The 14,692-nt window shown below is 70.9% G+C and carries 14 protein-coding genes, 1 tRNA gene, 1 pseudogene and 1 riboswitch; of the genes and pseudogenes, 10 read left to right on the plus strand and 6 right to left on the minus strand.

The annotated features are described in order from the left end of the window. Positions 1 to 153 precede the first annotated feature (153 nt). From AB0I51_RS16655 to AB0I51_RS16670, 4 genes are all read left to right on the plus strand, one after another. Positions 154 to 1,578: an MFS transporter gene (locus tag AB0I51_RS16655; protein ID WP_362975650.1), complete on the plus strand. Its 1,425-nt coding sequence runs from the start codon at positions 154 to 156 to the stop codon at positions 1,576 to 1,578. 151 nt (positions 1,579 to 1,729) lie between these two features. Next, a complete protein-coding gene (gene lhgO, locus AB0I51_RS16660; RefSeq protein ID WP_362975652.1) occupies positions 1,730 to 2,983 on the plus strand; it encodes an L-2-hydroxyglutarate oxidase in 1,254 nt (417 codons plus the stop codon). A 125-nt stretch (positions 2,984 to 3,108) separates the two neighbouring features. Further along, the gene (trmB, locus tag AB0I51_RS16665; protein WP_362975654.1) at positions 3,109 to 3,903 is read left to right on the plus strand and encodes a tRNA (guanosine(46)-N7)-methyltransferase TrmB; all 795 of its coding nucleotides are present in this window, start codon (positions 3,109 to 3,111) and stop codon (positions 3,901 to 3,903) included. A gap of 49 nt (positions 3,904 to 3,952) precedes the next feature. Beyond that, positions 3,953 to 5,269 carry a PrsW family glutamic-type intramembrane protease gene (locus AB0I51_RS16670; protein ID WP_362975656.1) on the plus strand — a complete coding sequence of 439 codons (1,317 nt, stop codon included), beginning with the start codon at positions 3,953 to 3,955 and terminating at the stop codon, positions 5,267 to 5,269. A 6-nt stretch (positions 5,270 to 5,275) separates the two neighbouring features. Here the strand turns inward: AB0I51_RS16670 and AB0I51_RS16675 are convergent. From AB0I51_RS16675 to AB0I51_RS16695, 5 genes and pseudogenes are all read right to left on the minus strand, one after another. After that, positions 5,276 to 6,256, minus strand: a pseudogene (locus AB0I51_RS16675) (aldo/keto reductase). Positions 6,257 to 6,321: 65 nt separating this feature from the next. Further along, the gene (locus tag AB0I51_RS16680; protein WP_362975658.1) at positions 6,322 to 7,329 is read right to left on the minus strand and encodes a M23 family metallopeptidase; all 1,008 of its coding nucleotides are present in this window, start codon (positions 7,327 to 7,329) and stop codon (positions 6,322 to 6,324) included. Between the two features lie 11 nt (positions 7,330 to 7,340). Further along, positions 7,341 to 7,498, minus strand: a riboswitch (cyclic di-AMP (ydaO/yuaA leader). A gap of 152 nt (positions 7,499 to 7,650) precedes the next feature. Further along, positions 7,651 to 8,808 (minus strand): PP2C family protein-serine/threonine phosphatase, encoded by a 1,158-nt coding sequence (locus AB0I51_RS16685; protein ID WP_362975660.1) that lies wholly within the window; start codon positions 8,806 to 8,808, stop codon positions 7,651 to 7,653. Positions 8,809 to 8,937: 129 nt separating this feature from the next. Further along, positions 8,938 to 9,011, minus strand: a tRNA-Met gene (locus AB0I51_RS16690). A 52-nt stretch (positions 9,012 to 9,063) separates the two neighbouring features. Further along, positions 9,064 to 10,284: an alginate lyase family protein gene (locus AB0I51_RS16695; protein WP_362975662.1), complete on the minus strand. Its 1,221-nt coding sequence runs from the start codon at positions 10,282 to 10,284 to the stop codon at positions 9,064 to 9,066. A 205-nt stretch (positions 10,285 to 10,489) separates the two neighbouring features. On the opposite strand from AB0I51_RS16695, the gene AB0I51_RS16700 reads away from it, so the two are divergent. The 4 genes from AB0I51_RS16700 (at position 10,490) to AB0I51_RS16715 (ending at position 12,208) form a co-directional block, all read left to right on the plus strand. Beyond that, complete coding sequence (locus AB0I51_RS16700; RefSeq protein WP_362975664.1) at positions 10,490 to 10,861, plus strand: helix-turn-helix domain-containing protein; 372 nt, start codon at positions 10,490 to 10,492, stop codon at positions 10,859 to 10,861. Between the two features lie 86 nt (positions 10,862 to 10,947). Next, entirely contained in the window at positions 10,948 to 11,205 is a 258-nt protein-coding gene (locus tag AB0I51_RS16705; protein ID WP_362975666.1) for a hypothetical protein, read from the plus strand. A 2-nt stretch (positions 11,206 to 11,207) separates the two neighbouring features. Next, a complete protein-coding gene (locus AB0I51_RS16710) occupies positions 11,208 to 11,921 on the plus strand; it encodes a zinc-binding dehydrogenase (RefSeq protein WP_362975668.1) in 714 nt (237 codons plus the stop codon). Further along, entirely contained in the window at positions 11,906 to 12,208 is a 303-nt protein-coding gene (locus AB0I51_RS16715; protein ID WP_362975670.1) for a hypothetical protein, read from the plus strand. Before AB0I51_RS16710 ends, AB0I51_RS16715 begins: the two co-directional genes overlap by 16 nt. On the opposite strand, the gene AB0I51_RS16720 is transcribed toward AB0I51_RS16715, so the two are convergent. Then, complete coding sequence (locus tag AB0I51_RS16720; protein ID WP_362975672.1) at positions 12,193 to 13,323, minus strand: dihydrofolate reductase family protein; 1,131 nt, start codon at positions 13,321 to 13,323, stop codon at positions 12,193 to 12,195. The two genes, AB0I51_RS16715 and AB0I51_RS16720, sit on opposite strands and share 16 nt — an antisense overlap. Positions 13,324 to 13,389: 66 nt before the next feature. On the opposite strand from AB0I51_RS16720, the gene AB0I51_RS16725 reads away from it, so the two are divergent. After that, on the plus strand, positions 13,390 to 13,887 hold the full coding sequence (locus AB0I51_RS16725) for a MarR family transcriptional regulator (protein ID WP_362975674.1): 498 nt from the start codon (positions 13,390 to 13,392) through the stop codon (positions 13,885 to 13,887). A gap of 115 nt (positions 13,888 to 14,002) precedes the next feature. Further along, complete coding sequence (gene ribA / locus AB0I51_RS16730) at positions 14,003 to 14,644, plus strand: GTP cyclohydrolase II (protein WP_362975676.1); 642 nt, start codon at positions 14,003 to 14,005, stop codon at positions 14,642 to 14,644. Positions 14,645 to 14,692: the final 48 nt, after the last annotated feature.

A 14,692-nucleotide genomic window follows, 5' to 3' on the forward strand; every position in this document is an offset into this window, starting at 1 on the left:
ACCCTCCGTGCAAACCCCGCACTCGCGTACGGACCACAATCCCGCCAACCGGAACAATGCCCCTTAACGCTTGGGATGCGGCGAACTACGCTGGGTTTACGAATGCCGCATGGTTATGCCAGCGCGGCAGCCGTCTGTGTCGAGGGGTGGCGCATGTCCAGGGAGCAACGCGGGCCGAACGAAAAACTCGGCACCGTTCTCGCCCTCGCGGGAATCAGCAACGCAGGACTCGCGCGTCGCGTCAACGATCTTGGCGCTCAACGCGGGTTGACACTTCGCTACGACAAGACGTCGGTGGCGCGCTGGGTGTCGAAGGGAATGGTGCCCCAGGGCGCCGCCCCTCACCTCATCGCGGCCGCCATCGGCCAGAAGCTCGGCCGCCCGGTGCCGCTCCACGAGATCGGCCTGGCGGACGCGGATCCCGCGCCGGAAGTGGGCCTCGCATTCCCCAGGGACGTCGGTCAAGCCGTGCGTTCCGCAACGGAGTTGTACCGCCTGGACCTCGCCGGCCGCCGGGCCGGCTCCGGCGGCATCTGGCAGTCCCTCGCCGGGTCGTTCGCAGTCAGCGCATACGCAACGCCCGCCTCACGATGGCTGATAACCCCGGCCGACAGTTCGGTGGCGCGCGAGGCCAACTCCGCGGAGGGCTCCGGGGCACCGCTGAAAGTCGGCCACAGCGATGTGCAGAAGCTGCGGGAGGCCGCGGAGGACGCCAGGCGCTGGGACTCCAAGTACGGGGGCGGCGACTGGCGTTCGTCGATGGTGCCGGAGTGCCTGCGGGTGGAGGCGGCACCGCTGCTGCTTGGCTCGTACTCCGACGAGGTCGGCAGAGCCCTGTTCGGCGCGAGCGCCGAACTCACCCGGCTCGCCGGGTGGATGGCCTTCGACACCGGGCAGCAGGAGGCGGCGCAGCGGTACTACATCCAGGCGCTGCGGCTCGCCCGCGCGGCGGCGGACGTACCGCTCGGCGGCTACGTCCTGGCGTCGATGTCGCTGCAGGCGACCTACCGGGGCTTCGGCGACGAGGGTGTCGACCTCGCGCAGGCGGCCCTGGAGCGCAACAGAGGCCTCGCCACTGCCCGCACGATGAGCTTCTTCCGGCTTGTCGAGGCGCGGTCCCATGCGAAGGCGGGGGACGCCCAGGCGGCCGGGGCGGCGCTGAAGGCGGCCGAGGGGTGGCTGGAGCGGTCCCGGGACGGCGACAACGATCCGTCCTGGCTGGGCTTCTACGGCTACGACCGCTTCGCCGCCGACGCGGCCGAGTGCTACCGGGATCTGAAGGCGCCTCGGCAGGTGCGGCGATTCACTGAGCAGGCCTTGTCCAAGCCGACCGAGGAGTTCGTGCGGTCGCACGGGCTGCGGCTGGTGGTTTCCGCGGTTGCCGAGCTGGAGTCGGGGAATCTTGACGCGGCTTGTGAGCAGGGGGTGCGGGCGGTGGAGGTCGCCGGGCGCATCTCTTCTGCTCGGACTACGGAGTATGTGAAGGATCTTCTGCATCGGCTGGAGCCGTATGGGGACGAGCCTCGGGTTGTTGAGCTGCGGGAGCGGGCTCGGCCGTTGTTGATGGCGCCCGCCTAGTCGTCTGCGTCGCTTGTGCCGTCTTGCGAGTGCGGGTGCACTGTGGCTGGTCGCGCAGTTCCCCGCGCCCCTTGGGCGCGTGCAGCCCTCCCGGCGTTTGAAGTGGCTGTCAGTGGTGCAGTGCACTATCGGATGCGGGAGGTGGTGCGCGGTGGTCGGGTACGACTGTGATGTGCTCGTGGTCGGGGGTGGGATCGTCGGGCTGTCGGTCGCGTATGCGATCGGCCGCGCCGCGCCGGGGACGCGGGTGACCGTGCTGGAGAAGGAGGCGGGGCCCGCCCGGCATCAGACGGGGCGGAACAGCGGAGTGATCCACAGCGGGATCTACTACCGGCCCGGCTCGCTCAAGGCGCGGTATGCCGTGGGGGGCGCCGCCGAGATGGTCAAGTTCTGCGCGGAGTACGGCATTCCGCACGCCGTGACCGGCAAGCTCATCGTCGCCACGGAGCGCGCCGAACTGCCCCGCCTGCACGCGCTCGTGCAGCGCGGCCGGGAGAACGGCATTCCGGTACGGGAACTCGGCGGGTCCCAGATCCCCGAGTACGAACCGGAGGTGCGCGGCCTCGCCGCCATAGAGGTCGCGACGACCGGGATCTGTGACTACGTCGCGGTCGCCCGGCACCTGGCCGAGGCCTCCGGCGCGGAGATCCGCTACGGCGCACGCGTCGCCCATGTCGACCGGCGCCCGGACCGCGGTGTCGCCGTCCGGACGGCGGACGGTGCCGGGGGCGGTGACGTGGTCCGCGCGCGCGTGCTGGTGAACTGCGCCGGCCTGCAGTGCGACGAGGTGGCCCGGCTGACCGGTGACGACCCCGGGATGCGGATCGTGCCGTTCCGAGGCGAGTACTACACGCTGACGCGGCCCGAGCTGGTGCGCGGTCTGGTGTATCCGGTGCCGGACCCGGCGTTCCCGTTCCTCGGTGTGCACCTCACGCGCGGCATCGACGGAAGCGTGCACGTGGGACCGAACGCGGTGCCGGCGCTGGCCCGCGAGGGCTACGGCTGGGGTGTCGTACGCCCCCGGGAGATCGCGACCACGGCGGCCTGGCCCGGGGTGTGGCGGATGGCGCGGCAGCACTGGCGGTACGGGGTGGGGGAGCTGCGGCGGTCGGTGTCCAAGAGCGCGTTCACCAGTGCCGTACAGCGGCTGCTCCCGGCCGTGACGGCGGACGACCTGGTGCCCTCGCCGGCCGGAGTACGCGCCCAGGCCGTCCTCCGGGACGGCACCCTCGTCGACGACTTCCTGATCAAGGAGGGTCCGCGCGCGGTACACGTACTCAACGCCCCGAGCCCGGCGGCTACCGCGTCTCTGCCGATCGGCAGAGAGGTGGCCCGGCGGGCGCTTGCCGTATTGGGCCAGGAAAAACACCTCCCACTTGAAACTCCGCGAAAGGCAACCCCCTAGGGGCGCGGGGCTGTGACATGTGCGGCTCCGCCGCGTGGGCGCGACCAGCCGCAGCGCACCCGCACACGCGAGATGGCACAAGCCACGCGGACGCCCATGCGCACGCCCCGTAAAATCACCGCATCATGTCTGACACCCCCAACCCCCCCGCCCAGCCCGCACAGCGCACCCGCAGGGACGAACCCCGCTTCCCCGACGGCCCCAAGCCCGACCCCGCCGGTTCGCACTTCGAGCGCCGCATCCGGAGTTTCCAGCCGCGCCGGAGTCGCGTGACGACGGCGCAGGCCGATGCCCTGGAGCGGCTGTGGCCCAAGTGGGGGCTGGACATCGACGGGCAGCGGGTCGTCGATTTCGGGGAGCTGTTCGGGAACGACAACCCCGTCGTACTGGAGATCGGCTTCGGGATGGGTGAGGCGACCGCTCAGATGGCCGCCGCCGACCCGGCGACGAACATCCTCGCCGCCGACGTGCACACCCCGGGCCAGGGCAACCTGCTGGGCCTCGCCGACCACCACGGGCTCTCCAACATCCGGGTCGCCAACGGGGACGCGATCATCCTGCTGCGCGAGATGCTCGCCCCGGACTCGCTCGACGGGCTGCGCGTCTACTTCCCCGACCCCTGGCCGAAGAAGCGGCACCACAAACGGCGGCTGATCCAGGAGGAGTTCCTGACGCTCGCCGCGTCCCGCCTCAAGCCCGGTGCGACCGTGCACTGCGCGACGGACTGGGAGCCGTACGCGGAGCAGATGCTCGAAGTGCTGAGCGCGCACCCGGACTTCGAGAACAGCCAACCCGACGGTGATTTCGCGCCTCGTCCGGACTTCCGGCCGCTGACCCGTTTCGAGGGGCAGGGACTGGACAAGGGACATGTCGTGAACGATCTGCTGTTCCGTCGCGTACCCCACGACGACCAGCGCTGACGCCAGGCTCCCTCGCGGGCCGTGCCCTTACCTCGTTAGGGTCGATGCCGTGGCCACGTTTTCGCCGTACCCCCCACACCCCGGCCACCCGGCCGGTGGTGTGCCCGGCCACGTGCAGCGCGGGCACTGGTGGCACCGGAACGGGGTCCGTTACGGCGCGCTGATCACCCTGCTCGCGCTCTCCGGGCTCGTCATCCTCGCCCTGGTGCGCCAACAGACCGGCACGGAAGGGTTCTTGGTGGGTCTCGGCCTCGCCGTGCTGCCCGTGCCGCTGCTGGTCGCCGCGTTCCGCTGGCTGGACCGGGTCGACCCCGGCCCGTGGCGGAATCTCCTCTTCTCCTTCGCCTGGGGCGCCTGCGCCGCCGCGCTGATAGCGATCGTCGCCAACAGCTTCGCCACCAGATGGATAGCGACCGCGACCGCCGACCCGACCAGCGCGGACACCCTCGGCGCGACGGTGATAGCCCCCATCGTGGAGGAGTCGGCGAAGGCTGCGGCCGTCCTGCTCGTCTTCCTGTTCCGCAGACGGGACTTCACCGGGATCGTCGACGGCGTGGTGATAGCCGGGGTCACCGCGACCGGCTTCGCGTTCACCGAGAACATCCTCTATCTCGGCACCGCCTTCGGCACCGACCAGCTCACCGGCGACCGCGGCTTCGCCTCCGTGACCGCGGCGACCTTCTTCGTGCGCATCGTCATGTCCCCGTTCGCGCACCCCCTGTTCACCGTCCTCACCGGCATCGGCTTCGGCATCGCCGCGCTCTCCCCCGACCGGCAGCACGTCCGGCGCGTCCTGGTACCGCTGACCGGACTGCTGCTCGCGATGGGCATGCACGCGGTCTGGAACGGCTCCTCGACCTTCGGCCAGTACGGCTTCTTCGAGGTCTACGGCCTGTTCATGGTGCCCGCGTTCGGCCTGCTGACCTGGCTCGCGGTCTGGACCCGGCAGCGCGAACTGCGCGCCGTGCGCGAGGAGTTGCCCGTCTACGTCCTCGCGGGCTGGCTGACCCCCGTCGAACCGTTCGTACTCGGCTCGATGAAGGCCCGCCGGCTGGCCCGCGACTACGCCGGCCATCACCTCGGCCGCCCCGCGGCCCGCTCGGTGGCCCGCTACGAGGCCTGCGCGACTTCCCTGGCGTTCCTGCGCCACCGCGCCGCGCGGGGCCGCGCCGGCGCCGACTTCGCCGTACGGGAAAGGGAGTTGCTGCACGAGCTGTGGCAGCGGCGGGAGGTGGCGCGGCCCGCACTGGAGTACGCGGCGCGGCGGATCGCGCCGCCGGTGCCGGTGGTGGTGCCGCCGTGGCCGGTGTACGGGGTGTACGGGAACACGGCGCCGTATCCCGCGTACAACCCGTACCGGTTCTGACGACCCTCAGGCCGATGCCCGCGTCAGCTGCTCGATCTCGGCGTCCGTGAGGGCCAGTTCGGCCACGGAGAGCAGGTCGGGCAGCTGCTCCACGCTCCTGGCGGGGGCGATCGGTGCGGCGACCGTGGGCTGGGCGGCGAGCCAGGCCAGCGCGACCGTCGCGACGGAGGCGTCGTGGGCCTGTGCGACCTCGTCCAGGGCTGTCAGGACCTTCTGGCCGCGCTCGGGATTCGGGGTACTGCGCGGCGCGCCCGGACCGCGGGCTGTCCACGGCCGTACCGGGCCGGTACCTGCCGGTGAGGAAGCCGGCCGCGAGGGCGAAGTAGGGGAGGGCCGCCGGGCCGTTGCGCTCGGCCATGTCGCGCAGTTCGCCCTCATAGGTGTCGCGGGACACGAGGTTGCAGTGCGGCTGGATCGCGACATGGCGGGCCAGGCCCTCGCGGTCGGAGAAGTCGAGGGAGGCCTGGAGGCGCTCGGGCGTGATGTCGGAGGCGGCGATGTACCGCACCTTGCCGGCCTTCACCAGCTCGTCCAGCGCGCCGACGATCTCCTCGACCGGCACCTCGACCTTGTCGAAGTGGGTGTAAGTAGAGGTCGATGTGGTCGGTGTCCAGGCGGCGCAGGGAGGCGTCTGCGGCGGCCTTGATGTTCGCGGCGGGCAGTCCCGGGAAGTCGGGATGCCGGCTGACCTTGGTGGCGATGACGACGTCGGAGCGGTTGCCGCGGGCCTTGGTCCTCCCCCAGTCTCGACTTCGCTCGACCGGGGGACCCCCATCCGATGACGGTCTCGGACTCGCCGCCCTGGTTGCCCGGGGCGAACGCCGAGTAGGAGTCGGCGGTGTCGACGAAGTCGCCGCCCGCGGCGGCGTACGAGTCGAGCACGGCGAAGGAGGTCGCCTCGTCGGCGGTCCAGCCGAACACGTTGCCGCCGAGGTTCAGCGGAAAGATCTCCAGGTCGGACCGGCCCGGCTTGCGAAGGGAAGTCAGGCCCTACGCCAACAGCCGGACCGGAACCGGATATTCCAGCGGATGCCCCGGGGGTATCCGGGGTCTTACGGGTTGAGGCCCTTGCTGCGCAGCCAGGGCGCCGGGTCGCTGGCGGTGGCCGCGCCGTTGAGGTGGACCTCAAGGTGGAGGTGGGGTCCGGTCACGTTGCCGGTGGCGCCCACGCGGCCGATGACCTCGCCGGTGGAGACCTTCTGACCGACGCTGACGTTGATCGAGGACTGGTGGCAGAACCAGAGCTCGGTGCCGTCGTCGAGGGTGAGGATCGTGCGGTAGCCGTAGGCCCCGGCCCAGCCCGCCTCGGTGACCGTGCCGCTGTGGATGGCCTTGATCAGCGTGCCGGTGGGGGCGGCGAAGTCGAGTCCGGTGTGGTAGCCGGAGGACCACATGGAGCCGGCCTGGCCGAAGGTGCCGGTGATCGTGTACGAGCCGACCGGCAGCGTGTACTGCTTGGCGAGCGCGGCGAGCTTCGCGGTCTCGGCCTTCTTCTTGGCGGCGGCCTCCGCGGCCTTCTTCGCGTCGGCGGCCTTCTGCGCGGCGGCCTGCTCGGCCTTCGCGGCGGCGGCGTCGACCTGCTTGGCGACGGCGGCCTCGGCGGCGGCCTGGGACTTGCCGTCGACCTGGAGCTGCTGGAGCTCGGCCTGTTCCATGATCCGGTTGCGCAGCAGTTCGCCCGCGTCCGAGGTGCCCTTGGCGGTCTCGGTGGTGGTCACGCCGATGCTGCTGAGCGCGGTCGCGGAGCCCTTGGGAGTGCTGGAGGAGTCGTCCAGCAGATGGCCCACGGAGGGCAGGTCGGGCATGGAGATCGAGACGGGCGGCTTGCCGGTGTTGGCGCTGGCCATCCCGCCGGCGCTCACGGCGGCTATGACACCGACGCCCAGGACGGTGGAGCTGCGGGCGAATCCCCCGCCACCACGCTGCTTGGCGACACGGTGCTTGCCGCGGTTGGGAAGGACGGACTCCGCGCTGGGGTTCCACTCCTCCCAGGGGCCCTCGTCGGGGCGGAAACCGCCGTAGACGAACGGGGCTTCTGGGGCAGCCTGGTTGGACGCCACGTGGGCGTGCTCCTTTCCTTCCTTCTCGCCTACCGGGTTAGCTGACGGGTTCGGAGCAGGAAGGTCTCCTACGCGCGTCAACCTGCCGTGTTCCCACGGCTGTTGACGAGCGATTCACCCCAAGGTGGTGGTTCCCCGGTTCCCTTGCGGAATTCGGCGCGTGCGCACGGAGCTGTCTCTTGTGACGGCTGGGACGACCGTGCTGCGTTATCGAACGTTAATAGACACGGGCGCCCGTTTCCAAGCCCGTTCGCTTGATCATTAACCTTTCCTTGCTGGACGAAGAGCCCATGACCGGCGAAAAACGGGTGAGTTGACCGGTCATGGACGGCGTACGGCGATCATCGCCATGTCGTCCGTCATCCCGCCCCCGGCATAGCGGCGCACCTCCTTGGCGAGGATGCCGAGCAGCGCCTCGGGGCTGCGGAAGGTCCGCCCGGCCAGCCGCTCCCGGGGGTCGTAGAACACGCCGTGGCAGTCGCGGGCCTCGGACAGGCCGTCGGTGTACAGGAGCAGCGTGGCGCCGCCGGGGAACGCGAACTCCTCGGCCCGGTCGGGCCAGAACCCCAACTCGCCCATCCCCAGGGGCAGTGCGGGCTCCTTGACGAGCAGGGTGTCCACGGCGCCGTCCGGGTACAGGAGCAGTGGCGGCGGGTGGCCCCGGTCGACGATCCGTAGGACGCCGTCGCCGTGCGGGAGTTCGGCGAGGACGGCCGTGGTGAACCCCTCGAAGGCGTCGAGCCCGTCCCGCCGGGTGCCCTCCCGCGCCAGCGCCCGCTCCAGCCGCTGCGCGACCGCCTCCAGGGTGGTCTCCTGCTCGGCGGCCTCCCGGAACGCGCCGATCACCACGGCCACGGCCGCGACCGCGCCCATGCCCTTCCCGCGTACGTCGCCCACGACCAGCCGTACGCCGTACGGGGTGTCCTGCACCGCGTACAGGTCGCCGCCGATGAACGCGCCCTCCTGCGCCGCCTCGTAGCGCGCGGCGATCTCGAACCCGCCGATCCGCTCGGCCGGTTCGGGCAGTACGGCGCGCTGGGCGGCCTCTGCGATCTCGCGCACGGAGGCGAGCTGTTCGCTGCTGCGGCGGACGAGGGTGTTGATGAGGACGGCCAGGACGGCGACCGTGGCCACGGTGGCCACCTCGGTGACCGCGTCGATGCGCAGGACGATGCCGAGTCTGACGTGGACGACGAGAACGAGGGCGAGCGAGGCCAGACCGGTGAGGACGGTGTCGCGCCGGGAGTAGAGCGGGGCGGCGACGAGCGGGGCGGCGGTGAAGAACGGGGCCGCCGTGAAGTCCTGCGGGGTGAGGTAGTCGTAGCAGGCCCCGACGATCAGCAGCAGCGCGGGCAGCCGGCGGACGAGGGCCAGGACGCGGGCGGTCCGCCGTCCCTCGTCGGGGCCGAGGCCGGGGTCGGGCACGGGATCGCCGGGCAGACGCCCGCCGGCTCGCACATACGGACCCTCCTCCTCCACGTGTCCAGTCTTTCCTGGCCGGGGGCGGGCGGCGAGCGGGGTGGGCCGACCGGGGCGGGAAAAAGCCAAGGGCCGGAGAAACACCAAGGGCCGGAATCCATGTTCTGGATTCCGGCCCTTGGCCTTGAGTAGCGGGGACAGGATTTGAACCTGCGACCTCTGGGTTATGAGCCCAGCGAGCTACCGAGCTGCTCCACCCCGCGCCGTTGTGTTCCCAACTATACGCCATCCGCGGGGTCCGATGTCACACACGTTTCAGTCGGCGGGGTTATCGGCGTGCGTGAGGGTCTCCCAGGAGACGAAGAGGTCGTCGCTGCCGGCCGGCCGGGTGGTCTCGGCGAGCTTGTGCGCGGCGGGCACCTTCATGCCGAGCCGGTTCTCCAGGTGGTTGAGCGGAACCTCCAGGTCAGGGCCCATGTTCCGGTCGACCCTGCCGCCGCACAGCCAGGCCGGCGCGGCCTCGCCCAGCTGGTAGCGGGCGTGGAAGTCGAGGGCGGCGGAGAGCCGGTCCTTGACGTCCCTGTAGAGGTCGACGCCCTGGTGCCAGGCGGTCTCGGCGATGTGCCCCGTGGCGGCGAGGGAGTACCCGACGTGCTTGAAGTTGCGGCAGGTCTCCTGGGCGATGCCGTCCTTGAAGGTGGTCTGCTTGAACCAGTACGTCGTGAGCTTCTGCGGGGTGGTGACGGTGGAGCGGGCCGGGGTGAGCGGCACCTTGCCGTCCTTCTCCAGGTAGAAGTAGGCGGGCACGCGGTCGCGGAAGCGGGCGACGGCCGCGTCGAAGGCCTTGTGGTCGTCGAGGAAGACGGCGATACCGATCGCGGCGTCGGTCATCGCGAGGTCCCAGTTGCCGTTGTAGTCCGGCAGGTCCTTCGTCACCTCGGGCTGGTAGGCGGTGCGCAGCATGGTCGCGAACCGCTGGACCCGGTCCGCCGGCCATCCGGCTCCCGGCGCGTACCGCACGATCTCCGCCGCCCGCGCCCAGGTCGACCCGGCCCACGCGGTCTGCAGCCCGGCGTCCTCGGAGGTGTGCTCCCTCATCTTCGCCGACCAGTCGTCCATGATCTCCCGCGCCTTGAGCGCGTGCTGCTGCTTCCCGGTGATGCTGAACAGCAGGGCCTGCGTGTACGCGGCGATCGCGTCCTCGCGCTCCTCGACACACCCGTGCGCGGCCTTGCCGTTCCAGGGGCAGTCGACGTCGGCGTAGGGCTTCGCCGTGTACTTGTAGGACCCGTACTTGCTGTCCCGCATCCCGAAGTACGCCTTCAGCCAGGGCTGCTTCCCGGCCGCCACGTTCTTCCGTACGGCGTCCAGCTGCGCCCTGCTGACCAGCACTCCGGGGTGCGTGAACGCCGCGTCGGCGGGCAGCGCCCTCGCCATGGTCCGCGTACTGGTGTCCGCCGCCCCGCACGAGGCGACGAGCCCCATCACCACGGACGCGCCCATCACGGCCGCCGAGCGCCGCCGCACTGCCCTCATGTGCCCTACCTCCGCCGTTGTCCGCACCGGTTCCCTGCGAGCGTGACCCGGCGGACGGCGGACCGCAGGATCTGATGGGCCGATCGGACACCCACCCGGGAAGGATGCCTTTGAATTTGCTAATAACAACTCTCTGCATACCGGGTGAGTTACGATCGATTCGTAAGTAGGTACTTTTGAGTGCGTTGCCCCGACGGAAGAGACGATGAGCACGAAGGCGTACGAGGCGTACATGCGCGACTGCCCCGCGGCGGCTCTGCTCTCGACGATCAGCAACCGGTGGGCCAGCCTGACGATGTGCACCCCCGGGTCCCACGGCGAGGCGATGCGGTACAACCAGATCAGCCGGGAGATCCCGGGCGTCAGCCAGAAGATGCCGACCCAGACCCTGCGCATGCTGGAGCGCGACGGCATGGTGCGGCGGACGGTCACACCGTCCGTACCGGCACGCGTCGACTACGAACCGACCCCGCTCGGGCAGGGCCTCTACGGCCTGCTGCCCCAGGTGCGCGACCGGGCCGCCGAGAAGACCGGCGAGGTCGACGAGGCACGGACCCGCTGCGACGCCGGGGTGTAACGCACTTGAAAGTGCCTCCTTACGAATCGATCGCAACGCGCCTACCGTTTGAGTTATTCCATTTCGCAAACTGAAGAGTGAATATCATGCGCGCCGCACTCGTCAGGAAGACCTGGGGACCCGAGGTCGTCGAGGTCCTGGAGGTCCCGCTCCCGGAACCGGGTCCCCCGGAGGTCCGCGTCAAGGTCGCCGCCGCCGCGCTCAATCCCGCCGACTCCGCGGTGTGGGCGGGGTTCTTCGGGCCTATGCCGGAGGGGTCGACCACACCGGTCTCGGGCTGGAAGCCGCCGGGACGATCGACGCCGTCGGCCCGGGTGTGCTCCTTGAGGTCGGCACCCCGGTGATCGTGTTCGACGCCCCCGTGCTGCGCCCCACGAAGGCCCAGGCCGAATACCTCGTGACCGACCTCAACTCCCTCGCCCCCGAGGGCATGGACCCGACGCTCGCAGCGACGATCCCGCTCAACACGACGACCGCCTCACTGGCCCTGGACCACCTCCCGCTGCGCCCCCGCGACACCTTGCTGGCCACCGGCGCCGTCGGGGCCGTCGGCGGCTACGCCCTGGAGCTGGCCCGGACCCGGGGCGTGCGGATCGTCGCGCAGGGGCAGCCCGAGGACGAGGAGTATCTGCGCTCTCGCGGCGCCACCTGGTTCGTGTCCCGCGACGAGGAACCGGGCGCGGCGGTACGGCAGTTGGTGCCCGGCGGCGTGGACGGCGTGCTCGACGCGGCGGCGCTGGGCGCACCCGCGATGGCGGCCGCCCGGGACGGCGGGGTCTATGTGAGCGTGCGGCTGGACGTGCTGCCGGCGCCGGAGCGGGGCGTGGTGGTGCGCCACACCGCCGCCGGTCCCGACGCGCCCCGGCTCGCGTATCTCTCCGCGCTCGCCGAGGTCGGCGTGCTGACACCGCGCGTGGCCGAGGTGTATCCCCTGGCGCAGGCCCGCCGAGGCCCACGCCCGGCTGGCCCGGGGCGGTCTGCGCGGCCGGATCGTCCTGGTTCCGTGAGCAGCGGACCGGCGCGGGGCACCGCGAGGAGCCGGTCGTGGTCACCGCGGTGACCACGATCTCCACTCCGGTGGAGGCCGTACGGCACGTGCTCGTGGCGTTCGACCAGTTCGACCATTTCAACCGGTACGCGCGGTACGCGCGGTGGCACCCGGTACCGTCCCTCGACACGGTCCCCGGCAGACACTCGTTCACGCTCGGCCAACTGCCGGACAGCAGCACCGAGTTGACCGACTCCGAGGAGTTCTCCGGAGCCACGGCCGCCGAACTCGTCCCGGTTCTGGGCCGGTGGCCGGATAGCGGGGGGAAGGCAGGTGTCCCGCCTCAGCCCACCAGATGACGGTTCGGCGCCTTCGCCCGCTCCTCGTACTCCGGGAGTACGACCACGGAGACCCCCCGTGCCGCCAGCATCCCGCTCCCGTCGGCCCCCGTCACGAACGTGTCCGGCTCGCGCCAGGCCGTCACCACGCGCCGTACGCCCGCGTCGAGGATGAGGCGGGCGCAGGGCTTGGGGCGGGAGGCGCGGTGGGTGCAGGGTTCGAGGCTCGTGTAGACCGTGGCGGTGGGGAGGCGGGGGTCCGCCGGGTCCAGCTTGGCGAGGGCCGCCTCCTCCGCGTGGACCACCGGGTCGCCTGCCTCGCGGGAGTGGCCGCGGGCCAGTTCCGTGCCGTCCTCGGCCACCACCACCGCGCCGACGCTGAACGCCGTCTCCGAGGGCGGGCAGTCCGCGGCCAGGTCGCAGGCGAGGGCGAGCCAGTGGTGGTCGGCGGCGGCGGGGAGGTCGCCGGTGCCGGGGGCGGTGGGTTCGTAGCGCATGAGGACCACGTCCTCGATGGCGCGGGTCTCCAGCAGGCGGAGGCGGCCGGACTGGTACGCGCCCGGGCCGAACAGGCGGGGGGCGTCCGGGGTGCCCACGAAGAGGGGGGACAGGACGAGTTGGAGTTCGTCGGCCAGGCCCTGCTGGAGGAGCTGGGTGTGGATCGTGCCGCCGCCCTCGACCATCAGGCGGTCGACTCCCCTGACGGAGTGCAGGTGTTCAAGGAGAAGGCGCCAGTCGATTTCGGGGCCGAGGGCGAAAACGTCGGCGGCGAGGCCGAGTTGACGGGCTCGCTCCGCCCCCTTGTCCGTCGTGAAGACGAGCTTGTCGCCGCCCGTGTGCCAGAAGTTGGCGCTCGGGTCCAGGTCGCCGGAGCCGCTGACCGTGACCTTGAGGGGGTACTCCGGCTTGCCGGCCGCGATGCGGGCCGCGCGGCGCTCCGGGGAGTTCACGAGCAGCCGCGGGTTGTCCGCGCGGATCGTGCCGGCGCCGATGAGGATCGCGTCCACGGACGCCCGGACCTCGTCGACGCGGTCGAAGTCGGCGGGGCCGGAGAGGAGCAGCCGGTCGGGGCCGGTGTCGTCGAGGTAGCCGTCGAGGGAGACGGCGGCGGACAGCAGGACGTACGGGAGGGACATCGACGCGCTCTCTCTGGGAGGCGGGTGGGTCTTGGTTCAAGTTTGAAACAAACCTACACTGGGGGCATGACGACTCGCTGGCTCACCGCAGAGGAGCAGCGCGCCTGGCGCGCGTACATCGCCGCGACGAACCTCCTGGAGGACGCGATCGACCGGCAGCTCCAGCAGGAGGCCGGCATGCCCCACCTGTACTACTCCATCCTGGCCAACCTCTCCGACGTACCGGACCACCGGCTGCGGATGACCGACCTCGCCGAGAAGTCGAAGATCACCCGGAGTCGGCTGACGTACGCCGTGACCCGGCTGGAGAAGGACGGGCTGGTGCGGCGGGAGGGCTGTCCGTCGGACAAGCGGGGCAGCACGGCCGTGCTGACCGACGAGGGGATGGCCGTGCTGGTGGCGTCGGCGCCGGGCCATGTCGAGACCGTCCGCGCCGCGATCTTCGACCATCTCACCCCGGAGCAGGTGGGACAGCTGGAGGAGATCAGTACGGGCATCCTGCGGGCGCTGGAGACGCCGGAGGACGTGCCGTGGCGCCGCCGCTCCACGCCCCAGTGTTCGTGACTCGTCACACAAATCTGTTGCTTCAAATTTCAAGCATGCGGTAGTGTCCGTGATCGTGGATGTGTTTCAGTTTTGAAGCACATCCATACCTCACCCTTCGGACTGGGAGACCCGCATGCCCGACTTCCCCGCCGCCACCCCGCGTGCCCGCGTCCGGGTACCGCTGCGCTTCCACGACGGCTACAGCATCGACGCCGAACTCGTCACCTTCCACGGCCTGACCGACGGCCAGGAACATCTCGCCGTCGTCCTCGGCGATCCGGCCCCCGGCACCACCCCGCTGGTCCGCCTGCACTCCGAGTGCCTGACCGGAGACGTCTTCGGCTCCGCCCGCTGCGACTGCGGACCCCAGCTGCGCGAGGCCGTCGAGCGCATCGCCGACCGCGGCGGTGTCCTGCTCTACCTGCGCCAGGAGGGCCGGGGCATCGGCCTCTACAACAAGCTCGACGCGTACGCCCTCCAGGACCAGGGCCTCGACACCTACGCCGCCAACGCCGCACTCGGCCTCCCCGAGGACGCCCGCGACTACACGGCCGCCGCCCAGATGCTCCAGGCCCTGGGCATCACCTCCCTGGACCTGCTCTCCAACAACCCCGACAAGGCCGACCAGTTGCGCGGCCTCGGCATCGATGTCCACGGCCGCGTCCCGACCGGGGTGTTCACCACCCCGCACAACGTCCGGTACCTGCGCGCGAAGGTCCTGCAGACCCACCACACGCTCCCGCTGGGGCGGCTGACGGAACTGAACGTGGGCTGAGCCTCATGGTCAGGGGGATGGTGTAGCGGGCTACACCATCGATTCGGG

The organism is Streptomyces sp. NPDC050549 (assembly GCF_040655035.1).
Lineage (GTDB): Bacteria > Actinomycetota > Actinomycetes > Streptomycetales > Streptomycetaceae > Streptomyces.

Excerpts from the sequence above, each read along its gene's own strand:
- AB0I51_RS16655 (WP_362975650.1), top strand. The coding sequence starts at position 154 with ATGTCCAGGGAGCAACGCGGGCCGAACGAAAAACTCGGCACCGTTCTC.
- trmB (WP_362975654.1), top strand. The coding sequence starts at position 3,109 with ATGTCTGACACCCCCAACCCCCCCGCCCAGCCCGCACAGCGCACCCGC.
- AB0I51_RS16695 (WP_362975662.1), bottom strand. The coding sequence starts at position 10,284 with ATGAGGGCAGTGCGGCGGCGCTCGGCGGCCGTGATGGGCGCGTCCGTG.
- AB0I51_RS16700 (WP_362975664.1), top strand. The coding sequence starts at position 10,490 with ATGAGCACGAAGGCGTACGAGGCGTACATGCGCGACTGCCCCGCGGCG.
- AB0I51_RS16705 (WP_362975666.1), top strand. The coding sequence starts at position 10,948 with ATGCGCGCCGCACTCGTCAGGAAGACCTGGGGACCCGAGGTCGTCGAG.
- AB0I51_RS16720 (WP_362975672.1), bottom strand. The coding sequence starts at position 13,323 with ATGTCCCTCCCGTACGTCCTGCTGTCCGCCGCCGTCTCCCTCGACGGC.
- AB0I51_RS16725 (WP_362975674.1), top strand. The coding sequence starts at position 13,390 with ATGACGACTCGCTGGCTCACCGCAGAGGAGCAGCGCGCCTGGCGCGCG.
- ribA (WP_362975676.1), top strand. The coding sequence starts at position 14,003 with ATGCCCGACTTCCCCGCCGCCACCCCGCGTGCCCGCGTCCGGGTACCG.